Here is a 25832-nt window from a genome sequence, read left to right on the forward strand (position 1 = left end):
GCCAGTTAAATCGATTTCCTGCTAGATATCCAATAAAGGCTGCGCGAAAGTCTATTGAAGGCTGTGCAACGATTGAATATGTCGTAACACCACAAAATTAAATTAAAGACGTAAGGATAATAGTATTAACAAAAAAATATTTTGCTGAAGCTGCTGAAGACGTAATTAATAACTGGAATTGGTTAGAATTACCAAAAAACATCATCAATCAACCATTAAAAACTCAAACTCAATTTGATTTGATTTTTGTTTAGATAAAAAACCTAGTCAACCTTGCTAATTGATTACACCTAAATATTCTTGCTCAAGTGAGGACATAATATATTCCGCAGGTAGTGTTATAAAAAGAGTACGTGTGCGTTAGTATTTATGAGAAACGCATCAAATCTGACTCAGCAAGCAGGCCAGTTTTTGCAAAACAATGCGCAAAAAGCGTCCAACTTGCTCGATTGTTTATGCTAGGCGTTTATACATATTGTATCTTTGATGCCTTAGTTAATCTTATGAAGGATTAGAATATTAGAATATTAGAATATTGGAATACAGAAATATTGCATTGGTTTTAGAGGTATTGGCAAGTTATGAAATATCTGGCTGCGGCATTATTTCTTTTTCAAACGAGACTCTAATCCTAATTATTTTTGCCAATTGAATGATGAATCAAAATACGTGTCCAACCTGTTTAGAAAGTATAAAGGCCATTAGTTGAAATGTTACGAGCCTTAGATAAAGTACAACGGAAATAGAAACTATGGGATTTTATGTTGTGGCAATTACATCTTTTATGTTTGGATGTAACATAAGCAGCATATAAAAAGTGCATCATGGTGGGAATTTCACTCGCGGAAAAACGTTCTAAAATCCCCGCATGTTAAGCGTTAAGCATGGTGCCGGCTAGTGCCATTTTTGAAGAAATACTGATAATAAGGAACACCTATGAGCAATAGTATTGATCCCACCCGACAACAACTTGATATGTTTAAAAACTTACCCAGAGATACGCCCATTATGATGTTGAACCTGATTCGTTTACGCGATGTGGCTCAATATCCCGATGATCGAAATGCCAGCGGCGCCCAGGCCTATAAAAATTATGGCGAAGAAAGTGGCGCAATTTTTAAGCGTGTTGGCGGTGAAATCATTTGGCGTGGCGAGCCGGAGTGCTTGGTCATCGGCCCCTTGGAAGAGGTATGGGATATTGCCTTTATTGCACGTTACCCTAATACCTGCGCTTTTTTGGATATGATCACTGACGCGGTTTATAAGCAAGTGGTAGTTCATCGTCAGGCAGCAGTTCTCGATAGTCGTTTGATTCGCTTGGGTGAAGCGATAGAGGGAAGTGGGTTTGCTGGATGAGTAAAGTCTGCTGTATGACGAGATCAAGATTTAACAAGTGCGGCAATGCGTGGCTATGCCACAGCGCGGAGAGTAGCACAGGCGTTATATGACTAATGAAGTCACATTCACATGGAGGGTAATATGGGTATTAATGTAGCAATGGTTCCTTGTATTTTAATTTTAACGGGAGTTTACCTGCTTTATTCACTATTCGATTAGTAAAGAAGCAATAACGCTCAACGTTAACAAGTGGTGGAGCAACATTCGTACTTGGTTTTACATAGATAGATGGTTGAATTTATTTAGGAATAATGAATTTTATTCAGCCTGTTCAGATTATTGATAAATAGTCATATAATAAATAAGAAAAGATCGCGAACTTTTTCAGTGACTTAATATTATTGTTGGAATAATTATATTAGGCTAATAAATAAGAATAATAATCTGTTGGATATTTTCGGTTTCGACATTTTAGACAATAATTATTTGGGTGTTATATGTCTTGGGGAATATTAAGTTAAATCGACTTTTAGACGATTATTGGATTTGAAAGACTATTAATCAGATAGACACAATTCATAACTGACTAAACAATACCTCTAAACCCTTCAGCAGTTCTTGAGCGCTAAATCTATTTTGTCTACAATAGCGCACTTTTATTTAATTCAGGTCAACATTATGAACGATACTAAATCGCCGCCCGCTTTACCAGATCGCCTTTCGAGCAATTCTCGAAGCCCACATTACGTGGAAGAAATTTTCGAGCACAACGTTGGTATTCTATTTAATGGTAAAGAGCGGACCAATGTTGAAGAATATTGCATCAGTGAAGGTTGGGTAAAAATCCCTTCTCCCAAAGCGTTGGATCGTCGAGGACAACCGCTGCTGGTTACTCTAAAAGGAACGGTTGAGGCCTTTTATAGTTAATTATTTCGTACTGCGCGGGGGAGAGACACTTATAAGTAAATCCATGAGAATTAAACAGCTGATAAGTGCGAGTGCTCACTAATTTTAGCCAATATTTAGTTTGCCATTTATACTTAGCGCTTGTCTTCCCCCGTAAAGAACTTTTTTTAATTGGTTTCATAAGTCTTTTTCTTAACCATCGACCTTTATAGATATTGTCGAATAACTTTTAATTTTTGATTGGATTATAATGGAGGCCTAATTTGCTGGATTTGTTATGGTGAGTGAAGTAGTCAGAAGTTAAAAACGATTGGTGAAAACTGTAATTATTTAGCGAAAGCCGCTGACTCCCAATTACGCTATAAATACTATCCTATTGATAATACTAATCTTTAATTGTGGAACAGTCTTTGCTCTGTATCTTCATACCAACTAGATTTTAACCAACGTTGGCTTAAATGGAGTATTAAAATGTTTACTTTCTTATGTGGTATGGTCTTTTTCTTCTTTTGGATAATTCCCATTCTCGCTATCGGCGTTTCTGATCGTACTAGCGGAGGTGAAAAACTGGCATGGATCCTAGCCGTAATTTTTGTGTCTTGGTTTGCATGGATTTTTTACTTGTTGTTAGCGCCATTGAAATCCCGCCGTTACAGTGCCTAAAGTATGTTCTTAGTGCTAGAGCGCTGAGTCGATAAATTTTATATTGCAAGTAGTGTTTTGCATACAAAGAAGATATTAAGGTTCTATGAAAAAAATATGATTGTTTGTATTAGTTGGTTTATCAATGTCATCAATCGCTATTAACATATCTTTGGTGGAAAGAATGAAAGCATTTGCTACAGTGCATTTTAAATCTTTTAATAGCTGCCAAGCTCCTAAATAGTGGAGTGTAAATGATCGTTATTTCTCTGTTTAGGTTGAGTTTTATCATGATAATGGCGGTGTAACTTAGTATCGTGACACCATGATTTAAATACTCTAAACATGCATGTGGTAAATGTACTTGTAAGCTTGTTGCTGGTTCCTTAAAAATCCACTCGATTAAAGAGTTTGGTGCAATCAGTGTCGGCTCTTAGCTGTATAAAGATCCAACATTACAATGAATTTTATCTTCCTTCAGAATATGATTAGAATCAAATAGATATTTTCAATTTTAGCCTTTATGATAAAAGCAATGGTTAAACTTTTATGCATGTAAAAATGGCGTTCCCAGAGTCATTAGCATAAGGGATGAGTCTCTCGTAATCATGCTCAAAGATATGGACTTCAAAGTAGGATTTCAACAGGTCCTCTAACTCATCAAAACTGAACGCAACCATTTGATGTTCGTCATTCCACACCTGGGTTTGCCCAGTGTTTGTTTTCTCAATGCTGAGTTTAAGCGACTGTTTATTGCCATTGCCACGGTAATGCCATCCAGAGCTAAAAGTGAACACGCTGTCGTCTTGTTTAGCAGTATGTTTTACAAATAGATTGTTGTCGATTTTTGTTTTATCGACCACGTTAAAACAGAAAATTCCATCTGTTTTTAAAGCTTGATAAACACTAGCGATACATTTCTTTAACTTCTCAATGCCATCGTTGTAATGTATGGAATACAAGAAACAAGTAATCAAATCGAATGGCTCAGACATATTAAATTCACTCATGTTTTGCAAAGAGAACTCCGCTTCTGGACAACGTACTGTGGCTATATCTAACATTGGTTGATTAATATCAAGACCACAGCTGTGATAACCTAAATCAATAAAATGGCGGACATGTGGACCCGTTCCACAGCCTAAATCAAGATAGGTACTGCCGTCGTTACCAAAGAGTTGGTGTAATCTGTGAATACAGTTACTTTGAGTTTGGTAATCGATATCGACACACATTAAATCGTAATAGGCTGAAAGATCGGTATACAGTGCGTTGGCGGACATATTTGCCTAGTATTATTATCTGAAATTTTGTGGGGGCATAGTAAACTATGTTGTAAAGCTTGCGAAGTAGAAAAACTATATACAGAGGCCGCATCAATACTTTACGTTAGCAAACCCTAATTTGGCTTGATCGTCATGCTTGAAGAATGGCCATTTCGGTTTCATCATCAGCCGAATACTCTTTGATTTGACTAACAACATACGTTTTGATATGAATATAGACATTACTCTGCTTGAAGGGCAAACTTTGGTAAACACCAGTTCATCAGTTATCGGAGTGTATCGGCAGGTGGGGATTAGTCATATCCAGAACCATTTGATTATTATGCTGCGAGCGTAACTTTATGTGCCGCTTTTTATATTCGCAAGTTTTGTGATTTAAGAGGCATTAGTACCAAAGGGATCACACTCACTCAAGAAAACTCGAACATAGGCAAAGATAAATATCACAAGCGCTTTGCTATTTCGGTAACATTATCCGAAGGTTTCCCGATAAGTATAAAAAGCATTATTTGCCGCAGCTAATTCGTACACGGTAGAAAAAGTCATACAAGTCATGCCAGAATTCGATATTCATATTGCTGACTAGTGCACTTTAATGATTTAGGGTGCCGAGTCACTCGACTGCATTTAATAAAATCGCCTGAGTCACTTTAGCTTTAAGCTTACAGTCCGAATGAATACTTCAGTAACGTCAACACAATAGTTGAGTAACAAATCGATATCGGTAGTCCAAACTTAATAAAATGTTTAAATTTATAGTTACTGGCACTAAAGACCAATAGATTGGTTTGGTAGCCATAGGGTGAGATAAAGCTAGCGCTTGCGGCAAAAGCGACTGCCAGTGCAAATGGCATAATTGGAACGCCTAGGGTTTGCACGAGTCCATAGGCAAGAGGGAACATTAGCGCGGCGGCTGCGTTGTTGGTGACCAGTTCGGTGAGTATTAGAGTGAGTACGTACACCATTACAAGTGCCCATATGGGGCTGACACTGGTGGCCCATGGACCAATCAATTGCATAATCTGGTGTATTACACCTGATTTTTCTAGAGCAGTGGCAAGGCTCAGTGCGCCAACGATTACCACGATTAAATTAAGGGGGATATTTCGTTTGATTTCGTTATTGGTGGTTACTCTCGCTATTACCAATATGGCGATAAAAAACAGTAAGCCTGTCGCTAAATTTAATATTGAAGTCGCTGCCAAGGCTACGGTGAATAGAAAACCTCCTAGCGTAATCCAATCCTGAGTACGACTCAGTTTAGTTTCCATCTTTTTTTCAGACAGAATAAAAAAGTTTTTGGTGAGGTTATGCCTTTGCATAAAGTCTGGGCCTGTAGCGAGCAACAAAAAGTCACCCGATTGCAGCTTTATTTCGCCCAGTTTGCCAGATAATGATTCTCCGTCGCGTCTTATCGCAACTACTGCTGCATCAAATAATGCCCTAAAGCCTAGCGCCTTTAATGTTTGACCGATAATTTGTGCACGGTTAGAAATGATCACTTCTGTGAGGTTTTCACGCTCTAAACCGTTAGACTCAGCAAAGAGTTTTAAGCCTATAATATGGTCTAAGTTGCCGACATGTTGAATATTGCCAGAAAATATTAATTTGTCGCCAGACTGAATTACAACATCAGGTGTAACGGGGCTGATTAGTTTTCCACCTCTCGCTATTTCAATCAAAAACAACTCAGGTAAATTTCTTAGGTGATTTTCTTCGACACTCTTACCAATTAACTCACAGTCTTCATCTACGTCAGCTTCAATAAAATAGCTATTATATTCAGAACTTTTATTGGCGATTTCTGGTAATAGTGGCGTCATCAAAAACATCAACAAACCGCAACTCAAACCTGCTACCAAACCATACAGTGTGAAATCCCAAAAATTGAACCCCGGATGACCATGCTCAATTAAGAAACTATCAACAATTAAGTTGGTAGAGGTACCAATCAGGGTCACGGTACCACCCAAAATAGCCGAATACGACAGTGGGATGAGTAGTCGAGAGGCGTGGTGATATTGGTTTTGTTTTACCGGACCAATTAAACTTGCCACTATTGCGGTATTATTTAAAAGTGCAGAAGAGAAAAAGGTCAAACCAAATAGACGCCAGTAACTGGCATTAAAGCTTGCTGTGACTAACGTTCTACCTAAACGTTTAATTAATGATGTTTTATCTACTGCTGAACTGACGAGTAGTAGTAATACTAGAGTGATTAAACCTTGATTGGTGAAGTTATTAATAACGTCACCAATCACTAACTGTTGAGTAATAATTAAGGCCAACAGTGAAGCTGCAAAGATCGAAGACGGGCGCTTGTTGGTGGTAATAAGCGCCAATATAGTACTGGCAAAAATGGCTAATACCAGATACTGATTAATATCCATATTGTCTTATTCTTTTTAAGTATGACTAAGGATTACAATTTTCTGATATCGGTCGCATTCCAATGAGGGAAATGTTTTCTGACTAAATCATTAAATTCTAATTCAAATTCAGAAAATTGACCCGCACTCATATCTTCTGCAACGTCGATGATCATACCCGCACCCACTGTTCCATTCGTGACTCTATCAATAATGATAAAAGCACCCGTAGATCGATTTTTGGTATAAGGGTCACATGCAACAGGCTGAGTGAGTTTGATTTTACCCACAGCAATTTCATTTAACGCCAGACGCACTGTATTCTTGTGTTCCATCGAGTTTACATCAATTTGATATTCCACCTCGGTGACACTACCGGGTACAAACTTGGTCGCAAACTTAAATCCATATTGCTTATTAGGCATCATCGGCTCTTCATCCATCCACACTAAATTTGTTCTATAAGTGTTACTGTGAAGAGGCAGGTTGTCGCTTTTGACTATCATATCGCCACGAGAAATATCAATTTCGTCTTCTAGTGTGATGGTTGTGGTAAGAGGGGCATAGACTCTTTCTTGCTCACCTTCAAAATTAACCAGCGCTTTCACTCTAGATTGCTTACCTGAGGGCAGGGCAGTGATACGGTCGCCGGGCTTAATCTGACCAGACACTACTGTACCTGCAAAACCCCTGAAGTTTAGATTCGGACGGTTAACGTATTGCACGGGGAAACGAAAATCGTCGGCATTGATATCGTCATTAATTTCGACTTGCTCTAACATGGTCATCAATGTTTCACCCTGGTACCATGGTGTGTTTTCGCTGACGTTAACCACATTATCACCATCTAAAGCCGACAAAGGAATAAACTGAATGTCAGGGATCTCTAGCTGTTTAGAGAACTGCAGGTAGTCTGCTTTGATTTCTTCATAAACTGTTTCGCTGTAGTCTTTTAAGTCCATTTTGTTAACGGCCACAATAACGTGTTTGATGCCTAACAAAGAAACTAAGAATGAGTGGCGACGGGTTTGAGTTTTCACGCCTGCGCGGGCATCAATCAGGATAATTGCCACATCACAATTAGAGGCGCCTGTCACCATGTTGCGGGTGTACTGCTCATGCCCTGGGGTGTCTGCAATGATAAATTTACGTTTATCGGTCGAGTAATAGCGGTATGCCACATCGATGGTAATGCCTTGCTCGCGTTCAGACTGCAAACCATCAACCAGTAGGGCTAAATCAACCTTGTCACCAGTTGTACCCATTTTTTTACTGTCTTTGGTGATAGCGGCAAGTTGATCTTCAAAAATCATTTTGGAGTCATGTAACAAACGACCAATTAAGGTACTTTTACCATCATCAACACTGCCGCAAGTTAAAAATCGCAGCATGTCTTTCTTTTCATGTTGGTCTAGATAGCCCAATATATCGGACTGTAATAATGTATTTTCGCTATTCATAATTAGCAACTCACCAAGAAATAAGGATTTAAAACGGAATCTTTTTGATTGTATCTAAGAGGTTCAACATCTGTTTTTAGGGCATCAGTTGCATCTTCAATTATGGTGACCTTACCGCCAGCTGCTTCGACAACAGCTTGCGCAGCGCCAGTATCCCATTCACAGGTAGGGCCTAAGCGCGGATAAAGATGCGCGGCACCTTCTGCTACAAGGCATAACTTAAGGGAGCTGCCCATAGCGACCAGCTCAGTCTCACCTTCTAAAGAGTCTAACAAGGCTTGTATCTCTGGGCTTTGATGAGAACGGCTACCGACTATCTTCCAGGTTTCGCCTTTGGTCCACGCTTTGGGAGATATCTCGGTTTTGACACCTGCGGTTATTTTATAAGCACCTTGGCCTAAAACACCGACATAGGTTTGTTTCAAAACCGGCGCATAAACGACACCAAATATCGGTACACCGTCTTTAATTAGTGCAATATTCACCGTGAATTCACCGTTTTTCTTAATGAACTCTTTGGTGCCATCAAGTGGGTCAACTAACCAATAGGTGTCCCAACTGCTGCGTTCTTGCCAAGAAATATCGGCAGACTCTTCAGACAGAATAGGAAAATCTGATACTTTACTTAAGCCTTCAACAATGCAGTTGTGCGCGGCTAAATCAGCTTCAGTTAACGGGCTTTTATCTGATTTTTCATAGATGGTAAAATCATTTTGATAGATATTCATGATTTTGTCACCGGCAAGGTGACTTATATCGATGATATTTTGAATAAGTGGTTGCTCTAACATTAAGCCACAATCCCTTTTTGTTTAAGTAAATCAAAAAGTTGTTCGGCTGATTGTTCGGCGGTTTGCCCAGAAAACGCTAAGGTTATTTCTGCGTTCTCAGGTGCTTCGTAAGGTGAATCGATACCGGTAAAGTCTTTAATGTCACCTTGTCGGGCTTTTTGGTATAGGCCTTTGGGGTCACGTTTTTCACATTCTTCTATTGGCGTATCAACAAATATTTCGACAAATTCACCATCAGCTAATAAACGACGGCAAAAGTCTCTTTCAGTTCTGAACGGCGATATAAAAGCGGTCAGGACTATGATGCCTGCATCCACAAAAAGCTTAGACACTTCACCAATACGTCTAATGTTTTCGACTCTGTCTTTATCACTGAAGGTCAAATCCCCACATAAGCCATGACGCACGTTATCGCCATCTAGCAAATAGGTATGTTTGCCATTTTCAGCTAATTTTTTTTCTAATAAATTAGCCACTGTGGATTTACCTGAACCACTTAAACCTGTTAGCCATAAGACACAAGGTTTCTGTTTTTTTGCTTGTGCTCTGCGAGCCTTATCTACATCATGCTGATGCCATAATATGTTAGTCACCATTAAAAATATCCTTCCATTTTTTTCTTCTCCATTGAACCTGAAGAATCATGGTCAATCACACGCCCTTGACGCTCAGACGTTTTGGTAAGCAACATCTCTTGAATCACTTCTGGCAAGGTTGCGGCAGTAGACTCAACAGCACCTGTAAGGGGGTAACACCCTAGAGTCCTAAAACGTACTGAACGCATTTCAGGGGACTCACCTTCTTCCATTGGCATACGATCATCGTCAACCATAAAGTACACACCGTCGCGCTTAACTACTGGACGAGGTTTTGCCAAATATAATGAAGGAATTTCGATGTTTTCCATGTAGATATATTGCCATATATCTAGTTCAGTCCAGTTGGACATAGGGAAGACCCGAATACTTTCGCCTTTATTAATTTGTGCGTTATAAATGTTCCATAATTCTGGACGTTGGTTTTTAGGATCCCATCTGTGGTTTTCATCACGAAATGAATAAACACGCTCTTTGGCCCGAGATTTCTCTTCATCGCGTCTTGCGCCACCAAACGCAGCATCAAATTTATAGTGATTCAATGCTTGTTTCAAGCCTTGAGTTTTCATTATATCGGTATGTTTAGAGCTACCATGGCTGAAGGGACCCACATTCATCTTCACGCCTTCCGGATTGATATGTACCAGTAGGTTGAGATCATGCTTTTTGGCTATTTCGTCACGAAATGCAATCATTTCTTGAAATTTCCAGGTGGTATCTACATGCAGCAAAGGAAAGGGGATTTTGCCTGGAGCAAAGGCTTTTCGAGCTAGATGTAATAACACTGAAGAATCTTTACCCACAGAATATAACATCACTGGATTGTCGAATTCAGCCGCCACTTCCCGGAAAATATGAATACTTTCGGCTTCGAGTTGCTTTAAATGGGTCACAGTAGGGATTGAGTTAGACATGGATTTCTCACACAAATTTGGTTGTTTATATTAAATAAATCTAAGCATAGAACAATAACAAAATTCGACTTTAAATTATATTCTTATTTGTACTATCACAGCACTATTTAAACTGGTGATAAGTCAGAAATAAATAGCTGTGATAGTCTCAATGTTCAATCTAGTTGTTCTAGTGTGTGCTGCACTTTATCGAAGGTATCCGAGACCAGTTGATCATCTTGCTTACCTAACAAGCTGAACGTGATGATGGTCAAACTACATACAATAAACCCAGGCACTATCTCATACAGCCAGTCACTTAAGGCCATTCCATTGATGGTTAGCGGTGCATAAATCCAGATTAAAACGGTAATCGCACCAGATAGCATGCCTAAAATAGCAGATAAGCGTGTCATCCTTTTCCAGAATAGACTGATTAATACAACTGGACCAAAGGCCGCTCCAAAACCCGCCCAAGCATTGCTGACTAAGTTTAATATAGTGCTGTCACGATCATAAGCGAGGTAAATAGAAACCAAAGCAACCAATGCAACTGAGACTCTGCCTGCGGTGATCAGCTCTTTTTGGCTGGCTTCTTTACGAAAAAATGCTTGATAGAAATCACCGGTTAACGAGCTTGATGTGACCAATAATTGTGAAGAAATAGTACTCATAATGGCAGCCAAGATCGCTCCCAATAAGAAACCACTTATTAATGGATGAAACAGTATTTGTGACAGATAAATAAATATAGTCTCTGGATCTTGCATGTCACCCTGAGTTTTAGTCACATAAGCAAGACCGAGTATGCCTTTGCCAGTGAGCCCACGATAGATACTACCATCCAACTAATACCTATTTTTCGTGCTGTTTTGATGTCTTTTACAGAGCGGATCGCCATAAAACGCACAATAATATGTGGCTGACCAAAATAGCCCAAGCCCCAAGACAGCAGGGATATTATGCCGACCACTGACATGGCTTGACCTGTGGAAGCATCGAGAAATAGATTCAAAAAATCAGCATCATATGTAGCTAGTTGCGATGCTGCACCGCTGAACCCTCCAAGATCAAAAAGTACTACGACCGGCACTAATACCAACGACACAAACATAATACAGCCTTGCACAAAATCGGTAATACTTACGGCCATAAATCCGCCGAGTAATGTATAAGCAACCACAACACCGGCAGTTACATACAAGCCCATTTCATAACTTAAACCAAATGAAGACTCAAATAATTTACCTCCGGCTACAACGCCAGATGAAGTATACAAGGTGAAAAAAATCACAATTACAACAGAGGAAATTAGCCTTAAACTATGGCTATTATCGTTGAAGCGGTTTGCAAAATAATCAGGAATAGTCAGAGCATTTTTTGCGAGCTCGGTATATACCCTGAGTCGCGGTGCAACCCATAAATAATTTAGATAAGCTCCAATCACTAGGCCTACAGCAATCCACGCACTGGAAATACCGGACACATACATCGCGCCAGGCAAGCCCATTAACATCCAGCCACTCATGTCTGAAGCGCCAGCGGACAACGCAGTGACTTTGGGGCTTAAACTTCGACCACCCAACATATAACCTTCAACGTCAGTACTAGATTGCTTGAACGAATATAAACCAATGCCAAGCATGACCAAAAAATACAGGCCAAGAGATACGTATGTGTAAGGTTCCATTAAGCTTCCTTTGAGTGAGGGAGGAATAAGTATTAGTTACAATTATGTTATCATAAGCAGACACTGGAAGACTAATTAGCTCCTAATAACAAGTGGTTGTATGTATCGCAAAACGTTTGAAGAACTAAGTAAAGATGAACTATATGCCTTGGCGAAACTGCGTCAGCAGGTATTTATTGTCGAACAAAATAGTATTTATAGCGATCTTGATGATTATGATCAGGTGGCAATACATTTTTTAGATTTTGACTCGTCAGGCAAGCTTACGGTCTATGCAAGGTACAGGCAATGTGATGGTACTGACGAGATCAAAATCGAACGGGTAGTACTGGATAAAAGTGTTAGGGGCAGAGGGCAGGGTAAGCGCTTAATGAATATAATGTTGAATGACATCCATGTTAACTTTTGCAAAACACGTATTGCTTTGTCTTCGCAATTAGAAGTGTGCTCATTTTACCGTTCCCTGGGTTTTACAACTCAAGGTGAGTCTTATGATGATGGTGGTATAGAGCATATCACTATGTATTATCAGGGATAAAAAATGCTTCCTTTTGGGAAGCATATTTTGCTTTAGCTTTAAATAAAGCGAACTCAGGAGCATTGCTGTTTTATATATAGGATTAGGCTGAGAAGCGTATATTTTGGTTCAGTTGTTGTTTCATTTTAGTGATATTAGCTCCTTCTTCACCCACTACAATAATGCTTGCTCGTTTCAAATCTATAGCTTGGCTAATGTATCTTGTATCACGGGATGAACCTTCTGCTAAATAACTGTCATCATGGGGTACAACAAACACCGATACTTTTCCATTTTCTCCTTCAAGCACCATATGCAGACTTCTAACATTCTCGAAATCACAAAAGTTTGCGTAATAAACGCGCCCGATATCCGCTGAAAACTCTCCACCAAACTGGGCTAACTTAGCGTTGACCTGCTGTAGCGATATATTTTCTTGGGCATCAAGTGCATAAGCCCCTTCATAGTGTACATGTGCGATGGCTTGTTTCGATAAGTCCAACAAATTGTTCTGTTGCCACATGGTAAAACTCACTCCCACCACAAAAGCAACCGACGCTGCCATAGCTAGTTGTATACGGTGCCGTGCTTTATTCGTCTTATGGGATTGCATCGTTTGACGCATAATCAATTTGTGCACCAAGTCATCTGGCACTTTCACTTGGCTGGCGTGCTGCATTTTTTTATCGAGTTGCTTAAGTTCCTTGTAGAACGCTTGTTTTTTTGGGTCGTCTGCAATGGCAGCTAATACCACATCATCTGTACAATTGGGGTCAGCATATAAGGTACGACGAAACTCTAATTCATCCATTTTTAAGCCCCCTATTATCATTCGCTTTGTCTAATGCTTCTTTGACTTGATTACGTGCTCTAAATAATCGCGTCATAACGGTATTTTTGTTTAAATTAAGCTGTTGGGCAATTTCATCACCGCTATAGCCAAATACTATTTGTAACATCAGTGGTTCTCTGTACTCTTCACTCAACGACGCCATAATGGCACGTAGTTCTTTATGTTCCATTTCAACTTCATTACTAAGCTGATCGTCAATCACCGACACATCGTCTATATCTACTAAGTCAAATTGTTTGCGTTCAAAACGCCTCGCATTTTCTCGGCGCAATATGGTAATTAACCAAGATTTCGCGGCTTTTTCATCTTTGAGTGAATCTAAGGATTTCCAAGCACGAAGAAAAGTCTCCTGTACTATGTCCTCTGCTACTGTTTTGTTTTTCACAAGCCAGCATGCATAACGGAATATGTCAGTATGCAGTGCTAGCACTAACACTTCATAACGTTTTTGTTTATTTGCCATGTCACTAAAGACCGAGGCCTGACTATTTTTCTTTCGCGAAAACATTTTTAATTCCACCATAGCTTTAGCTTGTGTTTTGTTGCATACCCAACAAAGTTATTCTGCAACGCTATGGATACCGAAGATTGGTATTCAATAGGGATAAAATAAACAAAAACTAGTCAAAGTTGGCAACCTGATTTTAAGAAATAGGGTACAGCGGTGACAATTCATGTTTCGAATGTTGGTTAATACTTCCGTCTTTACGAATTTCACACAATATTTGATGTAAGGCTGTACTTTCCCACGAGCTTTGATTTTTTGCATACCGTGAGGCTAAAAAGGTATTAACTTCCTGGTTTAGTGATTGACTGTTAATGACTTTTAAACTTTGAGCTAAAGGTGCTTGTTTGTCTTGAACGAAATTTCCAAGCCAAAGTGCCAAGTATTTTTGGGTTTCAAGAGAGGCGTTTTTATTTAACGCTTTTTCAAGGTTTTTCCATAAAAGCTGTTCATTTTGCGTGTTTTTAGCAGGTGAGTAAGCTGGTTTTTTAGTCTTCGCTTTTAATGACATAACGTGTTTGTACCAAAAAACTAAAGTAAGTAGCCATAACACTAATAAACTGGCTGTTAACCAAATCCAGTATTGAGGCATATTAATGTTCTGATTGTTTAAGTCATTTGGCATCGCTGTTTGTGGCTTAATTTCAGGGGGTGTTTGAATAACAGGGCTAGTTGGAATAGCACTAGTAGGTTGTGTTATGGCTGGCAATATTTGTAATATTTTTTCTGCTAACACCGCGAATTCAGTTTTTTGAGTGATGGTATTGAACCAGGGGATCCTAACTTCTGGAATAATCAGCTGGCCAGCTTGACTGGGTATAATCGCAATACTTTCTTTGCGCTGAGCAATTAACGTATCATCTTTTTCAACTGTAGTTGTTTCTGCTTGATCTGGGTAAGTCTTTACCGAGTTTGGATATCGACTGGTAATTTCAGGTAGTTGCTCTTCGACCACTCCAATTGCGGTTAATGTAATCGTACGAGTGATCGGTTCACCAGCCACAAACTCGCTAGTATTGCCTTGCCATTCATCGTCTAATTGCACAAATTCACTGGGTAGCCAATGCTGATCATAATTACTGGGGATAGGCAGTACAGTAATACTCTGACTAGGCCCCACTCTGTTGACTGCTTTGCTGCGGTTAAAAAAACCAAAGCTCTGTCGTGAGTTATCAATTACTTCACCTTCAAACAAAGGTCCTTCGATGGTAAAAGAACCACTTTGCTGTGCAATAATGGCAAAGGAACGCTCGATAATGCGGTAACGGCGGCCATCAACTACTTCGTTATATTCCTTATCTTTACCTATCTGCCTAATGTCAGCATTTTCTAATGTAGGACCAGATAGACTGCCTCTTTGCAAGTCTTTACCTAAATGCAATTTAACCGTGTAGCGAATTTGTTGCTGCAGATAAGCCTCTTTCACATCGACGTTGGTGGTGATGAACAGATCGCGAGCACTTGATGCAGAACTGGCCGTGGCAGGTACCACTAAGACCTCTAACTGTCTTGTCATGGAGCCATCAATGTTAAAGGCGGGTATAGTGAAACGGCCTTGGTTTTTGGGGATGAGAACCGTTGACCAAGTGGTGGTTCTAGTGGTATCAAAATTAATCATTTTGGTTTGCGAACTGATAGAGGTGCGACCCACAACAAAGTCCTTCATTAAGAATGAGGAATCAAATGCGCCTTTATCTACCTCTCCATTAGCTATGACAGACAGAATAAACGATTCATCCACCATAACCGGGTTTTTATCAACAGATGCACTCACTTCAATCGATTGTGCATGTGCCATACTCGTTAGGATAAATAATCCTAGGTAAACGATTAATTTGGGCATTTTAGACATATTCACTACTACCAGTTCCCCTGTATATTTGTTGGCAATCTTTCTCTTTTTCGCTGTTGTGACTCAATTTGCATTTTACGTTTTAACAAAAATGCAGGATCGTCTGGCACCCGATTAAGCAGGTTTTGCATACGTTGCATTTGCTCTCGTTGCTCATCGGTCAGCTCTTCTTCGCCTTGCTGCATGGCTTGAGCTTGTTGCTCTTGCTCTGATTTTCGTTTCTCAGCCTCAGCTTGGTCGGCTTGTTGTTGTTCTGCTTCTTGCTTTTCTTGTTCTGCTTGACTTTGTTGTTCAGACTCTTGTGACTCAGACTCACTTTGTTCTGAGTTATCGCCTTGCTGAGGATCTTGAGACTGTTCACCTTTTTGTTGCTGATCGCTTTTTTGTCCATCTTGTTGTTCGTCTTGTTTCTCACCGTCTTGCTGGCCATCTTCCTGATCTTCGGGCTGCTCACCAGACTGGTCTTGCTGTTGTTTCTGTTGTTCTTTAAGCTTTTCCAGCAATGTTTTATTTGCTAACGCTTCTTCATGTTGTGGTTGTTGTTCTAACACTTTGTCATATGCGGCAATCGCTTGATCTATTTCACCCAGTTGTGCCAATGCATTACCTGCATTGTATGTGGCATCGGCATAGTTTTTATCAGTGGGTTCAACATGGGAAAAAGACTCTAAGGCTGCTTGATAGTCTGCATTTTTATAGTGAGCAGTGCCTTGCCATAAATTATCGTTAAACGTGTTGGCAGCTTGCTCATACTGGTTTTTCTTATAAGCTTGCATAGCCTGCTGATCAGGTGTTTTCCACATATCCTGCCACCAATCAGCTCGGGCCTGTGGAGAATACGCGGGCATTAATACACCAATCAATACAAGCGTCACAATACCGCGTCTAAAGCTGTATGCTGCAAAGGGCAATATAAGTAACAACAAATAAGGTCCAATCTCTTGCCACTTATCGCCAAACTTTTCTTGTTTAGCTTCCTCATCTTTAGTTGGGTCTTGTTCAATCAGACTTTGTTCAATTAAATAATTGATATCGCTATCGTCAGATTGCATCGGTGCATAGCGACCACCGCTACTGCGACTAAGTGACTTTAAATTATTAACCGTAAGTTTTGGGACTACAATTGCGCCACGACTATCTTTTAATAACTCACCATTCACTAGCTGAATCGGGGCACCTTCTTCTGTACCCACGGCAAGCACAGATAAGCGGAACATTGAGTCATTGAATATTTCATTGATCTCTTTCATCTGTTGATTGGCAACACCGTCGGTTATCCAAAAAATTTCACCTTGCTGATACCCTGCATTGGTGAGTAATTCTATAGCTGCCTGCAAACCCAAAGCAGGATCACTGCCGACTACGGGCATTATTTCTGGAGTAAGACTTGGGATCAAGGTAGTGAGATTTTGCGCATCTGAACTTAACGGACTGATAGTGAACGCGTCGCCAGCATAAGCCACTAGACCGGTCTCTCCTTCGGTTATCGCATTGACTAAATCGATGGCTTTATACTTGGCACGAGTGAGTCGGTCAGGTTTCACATCAGTCGCGCGCATAGATAATGACATGTCAATCAATACCACTTTGCCTGTATTTAGCTGATAAACCGGTTGCGGTAATCTTTCCCAGGTTGGACCTGCTAGTGCAACAGTGGCTAGCACCCAGCAAAATCCCAATAAAAATAGAGGCGGGCGGACTTTTTTGATACCTGCTGTGGTGATCAAATGTTGATACAAGTGACTCGCAAGTACAGATTGCCATCCCGACCGTTGTTTGTGCACATAGCGTATTAGCGCGACAATTATCAACAGTGGAATTATCGCCCATAACCAATGAGGCCGGATAAAATGGAATGCATTTAAGGCAGAAAAAGACTCAATCATTTTGTTGCCTCCTTTCGCGTTTCTTGTGGTTTTATTTTTTGCTCTTCTTTTTGCACGTCTTTATGTTCTTTTCGTCGTCCACTTAACAAAAACTGTTTAATCAGAGGAAATAACCCCATCAAAATTGTGATCAATAAAGCTAAGCTTAGAGGGTAAAAGTACAGGGCTTGTAAAGGCCGCATTTGTTTACTTTCTCTGGCAATGGGTTCAAGTTCATCGAGTGTGGCATAGATTTGTTTAAGTGACTCAGCATCCCTTGCCCTAAAATATCGCCCGCCAGTTGACGTAGCAATTTCCGTTAACATACCTTCATCCAAGTCCTGCGAGGGATTAACTTGCCTATTACCAAAAAAGCTTTGAACCAACATTTTGTCAGCACCCACACCTATAGTGTAAACAGTCACACCATTGTTGATGGCTAATTCATTTGCCTGTTCAGGGGTGATATTTCCCGCTGTATTTTGACCGTCTGTTAATAACACCAATACTTTATTCGACTCTTTCCGTGCTTCAAAGCGTTTAATCGCTAGTCCAATGGCATCACCAATGGCCGTTTGCTCACCGACTAAACCTATTAAGGATTCGTTTAGTAGTTGTTCTACTGTTTCTCTATCGTAAGTCAACGGTGCTTGCAAATAGGCGGTATCAGCAAACAAGATTAAACCTAATCTGTCGCCCACTCTGCGTTTGATAAAATCACTGAGTACAAACTTAATCATTTTAAGTCGGTCTACTTGACGACCATTAACCTGCATGTCATCAATTTTCATACTGCCAGATAAATCAACCGCTATCATTAAGTCTCGCCCTTCGGCTGGAATACTCACTGGCTCGCCTAACCACTGTGGTCTAGCTGTAGCAGATACGAGGGCAACCCATGCCAAAGTTGCCAATAATAGACTCAGCTTTTTGGTACCTTTGCGTTGACTCTTTGCTTCTATGCCTGTGGTGAGACTTGGCACACGCAATGCTGCTTCTTGACCTTGTTTTTTGCTTGGTAGTAATAATGCCAATAGTGGCAAGGGTAATAGAAAAAATGCCCATATCCATTCAAATTCAAGCATTGTTTTGCTCCAATTGGGAAAAAATATTTTGCTTTGGGGGCAGGGCGTACTTAATCCATGTTTCGACAGATTTATAGTAACTTGAAAATTCAGGGTTTTTCTGAGGTGTGTGGTTGATATAACGCTTGTTGCATCAACTCAAACGTTTCAGAAACACCCTCAGCTTTTTTGCTAGGAAGTGTCTGGATTAAAAATATTGTCCATTGTGCACCGTGCATCTGTTGCACGTTCTGGTTGGGGAAATAGGTCATTGCCAAACGTTTCAATAATTGATTAAGTTGTGGTACCGAGTCTAGATGTGAGGCATCTATCTGTTGCAGTGCTTTCAAAGCTTGGCGTTTAGCCAAGCTTACTTTTCGCATCTTAACTAGCCAAATCGATAGTATGCAAATACCGACTAACAATAAGCATGCGAGTAACCACCATCCATAGGCAGGTGGCCAAATTTCTATTGAAGCAGGTGTGCGAATGTCCTTTAAGTTTTGTAGTGGATTCATCTGTTTTTACTCCCAGAAAAACGATCAAGCTGTAATTCTAGGGGGTGGCCAGCGTCAATTTGAATCACCTGTGCTTTACATTGTTTAAGTGTGTTTTCAATATTATCAAAACGAGCCTGATGTTGGTTGCTGTACTGTATTTCTGTGTCTTTTTCGCCTAACACTATTTGTTGTCTATTGTGTCCATCACTCAACGTTACCCTTTGACTCATTTTAACATGTGGCAACTGATGTTCAAAAGGATCGGTAATAGGGTAAGCAATCACTTCACAATGTTTACTTAGCTGAGCAATATGTTGTTTAGCCAGTTCGTCTAGTTGGCTAAAGTCGCTTAGTATAAAAATTAAACTTCCCGGGTGAGCAAGCCTACGCAACCTCGCACATGCATTTCCAAGCGTAATCTGCTCTTGGTTGTTTGTTTGTGCCTCTTGTTGCGCTCCTTGTTGAACTTTTATCATGCTGTTTAATAATGACAACACCGCTTTTTGACGGGTATAGGGTTTACATTCAAGGTGCTGATGTTGATTAAATACCAAACCACCAATACGATCACCGCGCTTTCTGGCTGACCATGCAATGAGGGCACTTAAGTGAGCCGCCTGCACTGACTTGAATAAAAATTGTGTGCCAAACTGCATACTTGAAGATAAGTCAGTGAGCACAAACACTGGGCGTTCTTTTTCTTCACGGTACAGCTTAGTATGAGTTTTACCGGTACGAGCGGTCACGCGCCAATCTATAGCCCGAATATCGTCACCAGCCTGATAATGGCGGGCTTCGTCAAACTCCATGCCACGGCCTTTGGTTTTTGCTAAATAAGCCCCAGCAAGTTTAGCTTGCACCGTTTTACGTGGTGACAAGTTTAATAACGCCGTTTTACCTTGGTAGTGGATAAGTTCTTTTATCCCCAGGTTCACTCCGTCGCTTTGGCATTTAGTTAACCATTTTGAAATGTCTTGCATACTGTTTCCTTAACCTAAGAAGTCTAAGGAACAGGCACTAGCTGCATAATTTTGTCCAACACTTGATTACTGTTGACCCCTTCTGCTTCTGCTTCATAACTGAGTAATAGCCTGTGGCGTAACACGTTATGAAACACAGCTTGTATGTTGTCAGGCCCAACAAAATCTCTGCCCATTAGCCATGCATGTGCACGAGCACATTTATCTAATGCGATAGTGGCGCGAGGACTGGCTCCAAATTCTATCCAATTTGCTAGGTTAGCGTCGTAGCGCTCTGGTTGGCGTGTGGCAATAATCAACTGAACGATGTATTGTTCTAAAGCCTCATCTAAGTGAATTTTCAGTACGTCCTGGCGAGCATTTAAAATATCGGATTGGCTTAAGCTAGGAGGGCTAACCGCCTTTGCATGCATTGCTTCGTTACGGGTTAAGCGCAATATCTCTAGTTCAGTTTCAGCGCCTGGATAATCAATTTCTAAATGCATTAAAAATCGGTCGAGCTGGGCTTCAGGTAATGGATACGTACCTTCTTGTTCAATAGGGTTTTGTGTGGCCATTACCAAAAATAGTTCTGGCAGAGCATAAGTCGTATTGCCCACGGTGATTTGTCTTTCTGCCATCGCTTCGAGTAAAGCAGACTGAACCTTAGCAGGGGCACGATTGATTTCATCGGCTAATACTAAATTATGAAAAAGAGGCCCTTTTTGAAATACGAAACTACCGTTTTCTGGACGATAAATGTCTGTTCCGGTTAAATCGGCGGGTAGTAAGTCAGGCGTAAACTGAACACGATGGAAATCGCCTTCTAAGCCATTGGCTAGTGCATTAACCGCACGCGTTTTTGCTAAACCAGGAGGGCCTTCCACCAACAGGTGTCCATCCGCTAAAAGCGCCACTAAAATATTTTGCGTCAGTGTTTGTTGACCCACCACTTGACTGTCTAGATATGCTTGTAACTGTTTAAATTGTGCGGCTGCCATAGTGGTAATTTCTTCCTTCTAATTTACGAATGTTCAAACTTTTAAATTAAGTCGAATCAATATTGGAGTGGGCTATGTAAAGAACAAAGTACCACAACCAGAATACTGACTATGTTACCCGATATAAGGTTCCCCTATGGAAAAACAATGTTACAAAGCTTTAATAAATGTTGTCTCGGGATATATTAATATTTTTGCCAACACTGAGCGCTCAATTGTTTACAATGTAATAAGTAAATTTGGGAAATCTAAATATGCCATCTAACCTTTAAGGCGCGCTGATTTCGACACTAAATACACAGAATCTTTAGTTGCATTAAACACAGGATTGAGGGGTGCCTTGAACTCATAATCGTAACTAGGTACAATCAATTAAATTTACAGGTCAGACCACTGGGTTTGAATATTTATAAGGGCATAATATGATAGCTAAGCAGATAGTCAAAACAAGAGAAGGCGATAGGATCGCTATTGTTGCCGGCCTAAGAACGCCGTTTGCCAAAATGGCCACTTACTTTCATGGCGTGCCAGCTGTTGATTTAGGCAAAATGGTGGTCAACGAAATGTTAGTGCGTAATAACGTTGACCCTATGATTATTGAGCAATTGGTCTATGGCCAAGTTGTGCAAATGCCCGAAGCACCCAATATTGCCCGTGAGATAGTATTAGGTACTGGCATGAATGTTCACACCGATGCCTATAGTGTATCTAGAGCCTGTGCTACCAGTTTTCAATCTACCGTGAATATTGCTGAGTCGATGATGGCCGGTAATATCAGTGTTGGTGTGGCAGGGGGGGCTGATTCAACATCTGTCTCACCGATAGGCGTTTCCAAAAAATTAGCCAGAGCCTTAACAGATTTAACAAAAACTAAAACCGTTGGGCAAAAATGGCAAGTGCTTAAAAAATTAGGCCTTAAAGACTTAATGCCTGTACCGCCAGCAGTAGCCGAATACTCCACAGGTTTATCTATGGGACAAACAGCCGAACAAATGGCTAAGTCTCATAATATTAGTCGTCAAGATCAAGATGCTTTGGCTCATCGCTCGCATACCCTAGCTGCAAAAAGCTGGAACGAGGGTAAGTTAGCCAATGAAGTCATGACCGCTTATGCAGAACCTTTTAAAGGTGCATTAGAAAAAGATAATAATATTCGTTTTGATTCTAAGATTGAAGGTTATACCAAACTGCGCCCTGTGTTTGATAAAAAGCATGGCACAGTAACCGCGGCCAATGCGACACCTCTTACCGATGGTGGCTCTGCGATATTGATGATGACAGAAAGTCGTGCTAAAGAATTAGGCTATACCCCGCTCGGATATATTAAAAGTTACGCTTGGGCAGCTATCGATGTGCGTCAAGACATGTTAATGGGACCTTCTTATGCCACACCTATGGCACTAGATAGAGCTGGCATGACCCTTAATGACCTTACATTGATTGAAATGCATGAGGCATTCGCAGCGCAAACCTTAGCCAACATAAAAATGTTCGCTAGCGATAAATTCGCTCAAGAAAAGCTAGGCCGTAGTAAAGCGACGGGTGAAATTGATATGAATAAATTTAATGTCATGGGCAGCTCTCTAGCCTACGGACATCCATTTGCCGCCACTGGCACGCGTATGATTACGCAAATGTTAAATGAATTGAATCGCCGAGGCGGTGGCGCTGGTTTGCTTACGGCTTGTGCTGCAGGTGGTTTAGCTGCAGCTATGATAGTTGAAACGGATTAAGGAGAAGAATGTGGAAAGTTTGGAAAGCGTGGAAAATATGACAACAGATAATCAAGCAACAGATTTAGAAAGTGAAATTAAAACTGCCTTTACTCTCGATGTGCGTGAAGACGGCGTCGCCATTTTAACGATGGATGTGCCCGGCGAAAGTATGAATACCCTCAAAGTGGAGTTCGCCGAACAAATAGAATCCGTGCTGCAGCAAATTAATGCAAACAGTAGCATTAAGGGTGTAGTGGTCATCAGCGGTAAAGACAATTCCTTTGTGGCGGGTGCCGATATCAGTATGTTAGCTGCCTGTGAAACTGCCGAAGACGCAACGAGCATCGCTAAAGGCGGTCAAGATATGTTTCAACGTATCGAAGATATGCCTGTGACTTTTGTTGCTGCTATTCATGGCCCTGCTTTAGGTGGTGGTTTAGAACTAGCGTTGGCCTGTCATTATCGTGTCTGTAGCGACGATGCAAAAACTCAGTTGGGTTTGCCTGAAGTACAGTTAGGACTATTGCCTGGCAGCGGTGGCACGCAACGCTTACCTAAACTGATCAGTGTGCAACAAGCTATGAAAATGATGCTGACAGGTGCTTCAATTCGAGCAAAGCAAGCTAAAAATTACGGCATTGTTGATCACATGGTACCCCAATCTATCCTACTAGATGTGGCCATTGAAATGGCGAAAAAGCCTAAACCTAAACGCAATGGTCCTAAGCTAGATCTAATGGGTAGATTTTTAGAGAATACCTCTGTGGGTCGAAATCTGATGTTTAAGCAAGCGCGCAAACAAACCGCTAGTAAAACACAAGGAAATTACCCTTCACCTGAGCTCATCATCGATTGTATCGAAACAGGATTGAGCAAAGGTTTTAAAAAGGGCTTAGAAGTTGAAGCCAAACATTTTGGCCACTTGGTCATGAGTCCTGAATCTGCTGCCCTTAGAAGCTTATTTTTTGCCACCACCGACATGAAAAAAGAAACCGGTGTTGAAGGTGTAAAACCAGCATCATTAAAGAAAGTGGGGGTATTAGGTGGTGGACTGATGGGCGGCGGCATTGCGTTTGTTACCGCGACTAAAGCGGGATTACCAGCACGTATTAAAGATATTCGCTCTGAAGGTATTGCCAACGCCATTAAGTACAGCTTTGATATTCTGAATAAAAAAGTAAAACGCGGTTTTATGCATAAATCAGACATGCAAAAACAAATGGCGTTATTAACAGGCTCTGTTGACTACGCTGGTTTTAGTGATGCTGATGTAGTGATTGAAGCGGTATTTGAAGACTTAACGTTGAAACAGAATATGGTTGCAGAGATTGAAGCAAACTGTGCCGAGCATACTATTTTCGCCTCCAACACGTCTTCAATCCCAATTACACAAATTGCAGCGAAAGCCAAAAGACCAGAACAAGTGATAGGTCTGCACTACTTCTCTCCAGTGGATAAAATGCCTCTAGCTGAGGTGATTGCTCACGACAAAACGTCTGATCTAACTATTTCAACCACTGTTGAGTTGGCCAAGAAGCAAGGTAAAACCCCGATCGTTGTGAAAGACGGTGCCGGTTTTTACGTAAACCGTATTTTAGCACCTTATATGAACGAGGCTGCAGAAGTGCTCCTCAGTGGAGAGCCTATTGCTCACATCGATAGATCTTTGGTGAAGTTTGGCTTTCCAGTAGGGCCGGTTAAATTGTTAGACGAAGTAGGCATTGATGTGGGTGCTAAGATTGGTCCTATTTTGGAGGCTCAGTTTGGCGACCGTTTTGCATCTAATCCTGGATTCGACAAGATTTTGGCGGATGATCGAAAAGGTAAGAAAAACAAACGTGGATTTTATGATTACTCCGGTAAGAAACTTGGCAAAGAAGTAGACTCGTCGATATATACATTATTAGGTATTACGCCAGCAAGCAAAATGAGTCATGAACAAATAGCTGAACGTTGTGTATTGTTGATGTTGAATGAAGCTGCTATGTGCTTGGATGAAGGCGTGGTGCGCAATGCACGTGATGGAGATATTGGTGCTATATTTGGTATCGGTTTTCCACCTTTCCTGGGTGGGCCTTTCCGTTATATGCATACCCTAGGCATTGCGAATGTAGTTGCTAGGTTAGAGCATTACCAAGGCTTACTTGGGAATAAATTTACGCCAGCAGATAGCTTGAAAAAGATGGCAGAGGAAGGGCGTTCTTTCTACTAATAAAGTCAATCTAAGCAGCAACCCTGTTATACCCAGCCCAACTTTCATATACCAAGGTTGGGCTTTTTTATATGCGTTGTATTTTGATAAAACAGAGTATTAAAATTATCTGGTTTTATTAATTCGTTGGCCAGTTGTATGGTTTTAAATGGTATTAACTTAATGCGGGAATGTCTAAGATGATATTGTTTTTTATAAGTTCGGTGCTTTTTAGTTTGATGTATTATGTGCAGTCTTTTAAAACAGGCCTAGCTGCTAGGAGGTGGGCTTTGGCAGGTTTGTTATTTGGTCCAACTATATATCCGTTATTCAGGTCTAGACAAAGAATAAAATTACTCAGAGCAAGAAGACTCGGTAACACTTTATTCAGGGCATAAACAAAAGAGATCCTTCTCTTTAGGTTTTTAAGTCAATTCAGTTACACATTTCTGAATTAGATGCTTTATCCTAAAGCTATGGCTAGTCATTATTGGCCGACAGCTGTCTTTAACACAAACATTTCCTATTGCCAGATAATGAATTGATATTATCTACTACTATCTACCAATTCTTGCCATTCTTCACACCGTTTTTACTCGTATCTGCAGTTGTTGTAGTGGCAGCCTGACTCTTGACAGGTGCTTGTACAGTTTCCTCTGATTTAAGGGCTACTGGAGTAGTGGTGGCTAATACTAGTGCTACTGCATAAGATTTTAACATCGTTCATTTCCTCGTTATTTTATTGACGTTTTTTGCCGACATTATTTTGTCGGTCACAATCTTATAAGCGAGAAGTGTGCCAAGATTCATAGGTAAAGTATATTTACCGCTAATGTATA

General features: G+C 40.6%; 21 protein-coding genes and 1 pseudogene. 6 read left to right on the forward strand and 16 right to left on the reverse strand.

Annotated features, from left to right (window positions below; genetic code table 11):
* The first annotated feature begins 936 nt into the window (after positions 1–936).
* From C427_RS07690 to C427_RS07700, 3 genes are all read left to right on the forward strand, one after another.
* Positions 937–1356, forward strand: a complete 420-nt coding sequence (locus C427_RS07690; RefSeq protein WP_007637597.1) for a DUF1330 domain-containing protein — start codon at positions 937–939, stop codon at positions 1354–1356.
* Positions 1357–2016: 660 nt separating this feature from the next.
* On the forward strand, positions 2017–2265 hold the full coding sequence (locus tag C427_RS07695) for a DUF3297 family protein (RefSeq protein ID WP_034899185.1): 249 nt from the start codon (positions 2017–2019) through the stop codon (positions 2263–2265).
* 450 nt (positions 2266–2715) lie between these two features.
* Positions 2716–2907 (forward strand): hypothetical protein, encoded by a 192-nt coding sequence (locus tag C427_RS07700; protein ID WP_007637599.1) that lies wholly within the window; start codon positions 2716–2718, stop codon positions 2905–2907.
* A gap of 518 nt (positions 2908–3425) precedes the next feature.
* Here C427_RS07700 and C427_RS07705 read toward each other — a convergent pair.
* The 7 genes and pseudogenes from C427_RS07705 to putP all read right to left on the reverse strand — a co-directional run bounded on the left by C427_RS07705 (position 3426) and on the right by putP (position 11971).
* Positions 3426–4169: a class I SAM-dependent DNA methyltransferase gene (locus tag C427_RS07705; protein WP_007637600.1), complete on the reverse strand. Its 744-nt coding sequence runs from the start codon at positions 4167–4169 to the stop codon at positions 3426–3428.
* 665 nt (positions 4170–4834) lie between these two features.
* Positions 4835–6562, reverse strand: a complete 1728-nt coding sequence (locus C427_RS07710) for an SLC13 family permease (RefSeq protein ID WP_007637601.1) — start codon at positions 6560–6562, stop codon at positions 4835–4837.
* 32 nt (positions 6563–6594) lie between these two features.
* Entirely contained in the window at positions 6595–8001 is a 1407-nt protein-coding gene (cysN, locus tag C427_RS07715) for a sulfate adenylyltransferase subunit CysN (protein WP_007637602.1), read from the reverse strand.
* A 2-nt stretch (positions 8002–8003) separates the two neighbouring features.
* On the reverse strand, positions 8004–8792 hold the full coding sequence (gene cysQ, locus C427_RS07720; protein ID WP_007637604.1) for a 3'(2'),5'-bisphosphate nucleotidase CysQ: 789 nt from the start codon (positions 8790–8792) through the stop codon (positions 8004–8006).
* Complete coding sequence (gene cysC, locus C427_RS07725) at positions 8792–9388, reverse strand: adenylyl-sulfate kinase (RefSeq protein WP_007637605.1); 597 nt, start codon at positions 9386–9388, stop codon at positions 8792–8794. The genes cysQ and cysC overlap by 1 nt, the downstream gene beginning before the upstream one ends.
* Complete coding sequence (gene cysD, locus C427_RS07730) at positions 9388–10302, reverse strand: sulfate adenylyltransferase subunit CysD (protein ID WP_007637606.1); 915 nt, start codon at positions 10300–10302, stop codon at positions 9388–9390. The genes cysC and cysD overlap by 1 nt, the downstream gene beginning before the upstream one ends.
* Positions 10303–10457: 155 nt before the next feature.
* A pseudogene (gene putP, locus C427_RS07735) lies at positions 10458–11971 on the reverse strand (sodium/proline symporter PutP).
* 100 nt (positions 11972–12071) lie between these two features.
* On the opposite strand from putP, the gene C427_RS07740 reads away from it, so the two are divergent.
* Positions 12072–12509 (forward strand): GNAT family N-acetyltransferase, encoded by a 438-nt coding sequence (locus tag C427_RS07740; protein ID WP_007637607.1) that lies wholly within the window; start codon positions 12072–12074, stop codon positions 12507–12509.
* An 82-nt stretch (positions 12510–12591) separates the two neighbouring features.
* On the opposite strand, the gene C427_RS07745 is transcribed toward C427_RS07740, so the two are convergent.
* From C427_RS07745 to C427_RS07780, 8 genes are all read right to left on the reverse strand, one after another.
* Positions 12592–13299 (reverse strand): DUF3379 domain-containing protein, encoded by a 708-nt coding sequence (locus tag C427_RS07745; RefSeq protein ID WP_007637608.1) that lies wholly within the window; start codon positions 13297–13299, stop codon positions 12592–12594.
* Positions 13292–13849 (reverse strand): sigma-70 family RNA polymerase sigma factor, encoded by a 558-nt coding sequence (locus C427_RS07750; protein WP_007637610.1) that lies wholly within the window; start codon positions 13847–13849, stop codon positions 13292–13294. Before C427_RS07750 ends, C427_RS07745 begins: the two co-directional genes overlap by 8 nt.
* Before the next feature lie 136 nt (positions 13850–13985).
* Positions 13986–15698, reverse strand: a complete 1713-nt coding sequence (locus C427_RS07755; RefSeq protein WP_226991127.1) for a BatD family protein — start codon at positions 15696–15698, stop codon at positions 13986–13988.
* 8 nt (positions 15699–15706) lie between these two features.
* On the reverse strand, positions 15707–17584 hold the full coding sequence (locus tag C427_RS07760) for a vWA domain-containing protein (protein WP_015430642.1): 1878 nt from the start codon (positions 17582–17584) through the stop codon (positions 15707–15709).
* On the reverse strand, positions 17581–18648 hold the full coding sequence (locus C427_RS07765) for a vWA domain-containing protein (protein ID WP_007636075.1): 1068 nt from the start codon (positions 18646–18648) through the stop codon (positions 17581–17583). Before C427_RS07765 ends, C427_RS07760 begins: the two co-directional genes overlap by 4 nt.
* A gap of 89 nt (positions 18649–18737) precedes the next feature.
* Positions 18738–19145, reverse strand: a complete 408-nt coding sequence (locus C427_RS23995) for a DUF4381 domain-containing protein (protein ID WP_015430643.1) — start codon at positions 19143–19145, stop codon at positions 18738–18740.
* On the reverse strand, positions 19142–20107 hold the full coding sequence (locus C427_RS07775) for a DUF58 domain-containing protein (RefSeq protein ID WP_007636078.1): 966 nt from the start codon (positions 20105–20107) through the stop codon (positions 19142–19144). The genes C427_RS23995 and C427_RS07775 overlap by 4 nt, the downstream gene beginning before the upstream one ends.
* A 23-nt stretch (positions 20108–20130) precedes the next feature.
* Positions 20131–21087 carry an AAA family ATPase gene (locus tag C427_RS07780; protein WP_007636080.1) on the reverse strand — a complete coding sequence of 319 codons (957 nt, stop codon included), beginning with the start codon at positions 21085–21087 and terminating at the stop codon, positions 20131–20133.
* Positions 21088–21509: 422 nt separating this feature from the next.
* Here C427_RS07780 and fadI point away from each other — a divergent pair, with 422 nt between their 5' ends.
* Positions 21510–22820, forward strand: a complete 1311-nt coding sequence (gene fadI / locus C427_RS07785; protein WP_007636084.1) for an acetyl-CoA C-acyltransferase FadI — start codon at positions 21510–21512, stop codon at positions 22818–22820.
* A 37-nt stretch (positions 22821–22857) separates the two neighbouring features.
* Entirely contained in the window at positions 22858–25014 is a 2157-nt protein-coding gene (fadJ, locus tag C427_RS07790; RefSeq protein WP_034898824.1) for a fatty acid oxidation complex subunit alpha FadJ, read from the forward strand.
* Positions 25015–25554: 540 nt separating this feature from the next.
* Here the strand turns inward: fadJ and C427_RS26300 are convergent.
* Positions 25555–25713 (reverse strand): hypothetical protein, encoded by a 159-nt coding sequence (locus C427_RS26300; RefSeq protein ID WP_007636089.1) that lies wholly within the window; start codon positions 25711–25713, stop codon positions 25555–25557.
* Positions 25714–25832 lie beyond the last annotated feature (119 nt).

Origin of the sequence: Paraglaciecola psychrophila 170, assembly GCF_000347635.1 — a bacterium.
In the GTDB taxonomy this organism is placed as follows: domain Bacteria; phylum Pseudomonadota; class Gammaproteobacteria; order Enterobacterales; family Alteromonadaceae; genus Paraglaciecola; species Paraglaciecola psychrophila.

Coding starts and splice junctions, on each gene's coding strand:
- C427_RS07690 (WP_007637597.1), top strand. CDS start 937: ATGAGCAATAGTATTGATCCCACCCGACAACAACTTGATATGTTTAAA.
- C427_RS07695 (WP_034899185.1), top strand. CDS start 2,017: ATGAACGATACTAAATCGCCGCCCGCTTTACCAGATCGCCTTTCGAGC.
- C427_RS07700 (WP_007637599.1), top strand. CDS start 2,716: ATGTTTACTTTCTTATGTGGTATGGTCTTTTTCTTCTTTTGGATAATT.
- C427_RS07705 (WP_007637600.1), bottom strand. CDS start 4,169: ATGTCCGCCAACGCACTGTATACCGATCTTTCAGCCTATTACGATTTA.
- C427_RS07710 (WP_007637601.1), bottom strand. CDS start 6,562: ATGGATATTAATCAGTATCTGGTATTAGCCATTTTTGCCAGTACTATA.
- cysN (WP_007637602.1), bottom strand. CDS start 8,001: ATGAATAGCGAAAATACATTATTACAGTCCGATATATTGGGCTATCTA.
- cysQ (WP_007637604.1), bottom strand. CDS start 8,792: ATGTTAGAGCAACCACTTATTCAAAATATCATCGATATAAGTCACCTT.
- cysC (WP_007637605.1), bottom strand. CDS start 9,388: ATGGTGACTAACATATTATGGCATCAGCATGATGTAGATAAGGCTCGC.
- cysD (WP_007637606.1), bottom strand. CDS start 10,302: ATGTCTAACTCAATCCCTACTGTGACCCATTTAAAGCAACTCGAAGCC.
- C427_RS07740 (WP_007637607.1), top strand. CDS start 12,072: ATGTATCGCAAAACGTTTGAAGAACTAAGTAAAGATGAACTATATGCC.
- C427_RS07745 (WP_007637608.1), bottom strand. CDS start 13,299: ATGGATGAATTAGAGTTTCGTCGTACCTTATATGCTGACCCCAATTGT.
- C427_RS07750 (WP_007637610.1), bottom strand. CDS start 13,849: ATGTTTTCGCGAAAGAAAAATAGTCAGGCCTCGGTCTTTAGTGACATG.
- C427_RS07755 (WP_226991127.1), bottom strand. CDS start 15,698: ATGTCTAAAATGCCCAAATTAATCGTTTACCTAGGATTATTTATCCTA.
- C427_RS07760 (WP_015430642.1), bottom strand. CDS start 17,584: ATGATTGAGTCTTTTTCTGCCTTAAATGCATTCCATTTTATCCGGCCT.
- C427_RS07765 (WP_007636075.1), bottom strand. CDS start 18,648: ATGCTTGAATTTGAATGGATATGGGCATTTTTTCTATTACCCTTGCCA.
- C427_RS23995 (WP_015430643.1), bottom strand. CDS start 19,145: ATGAATCCACTACAAAACTTAAAGGACATTCGCACACCTGCTTCAATA.
- C427_RS07775 (WP_007636078.1), bottom strand. CDS start 20,107: ATGCAAGACATTTCAAAATGGTTAACTAAATGCCAAAGCGACGGAGTG.
- C427_RS07780 (WP_007636080.1), bottom strand. CDS start 21,087: ATGGCAGCCGCACAATTTAAACAGTTACAAGCATATCTAGACAGTCAA.
- fadI (WP_007636084.1), top strand. CDS start 21,510: ATGATAGCTAAGCAGATAGTCAAAACAAGAGAAGGCGATAGGATCGCT.
- fadJ (WP_034898824.1), top strand. CDS start 22,858: ATGACAACAGATAATCAAGCAACAGATTTAGAAAGTGAAATTAAAACT.
- C427_RS26300 (WP_007636089.1), bottom strand. CDS start 25,713: ATGTTAAAATCTTATGCAGTAGCACTAGTATTAGCCACCACTACTCCA.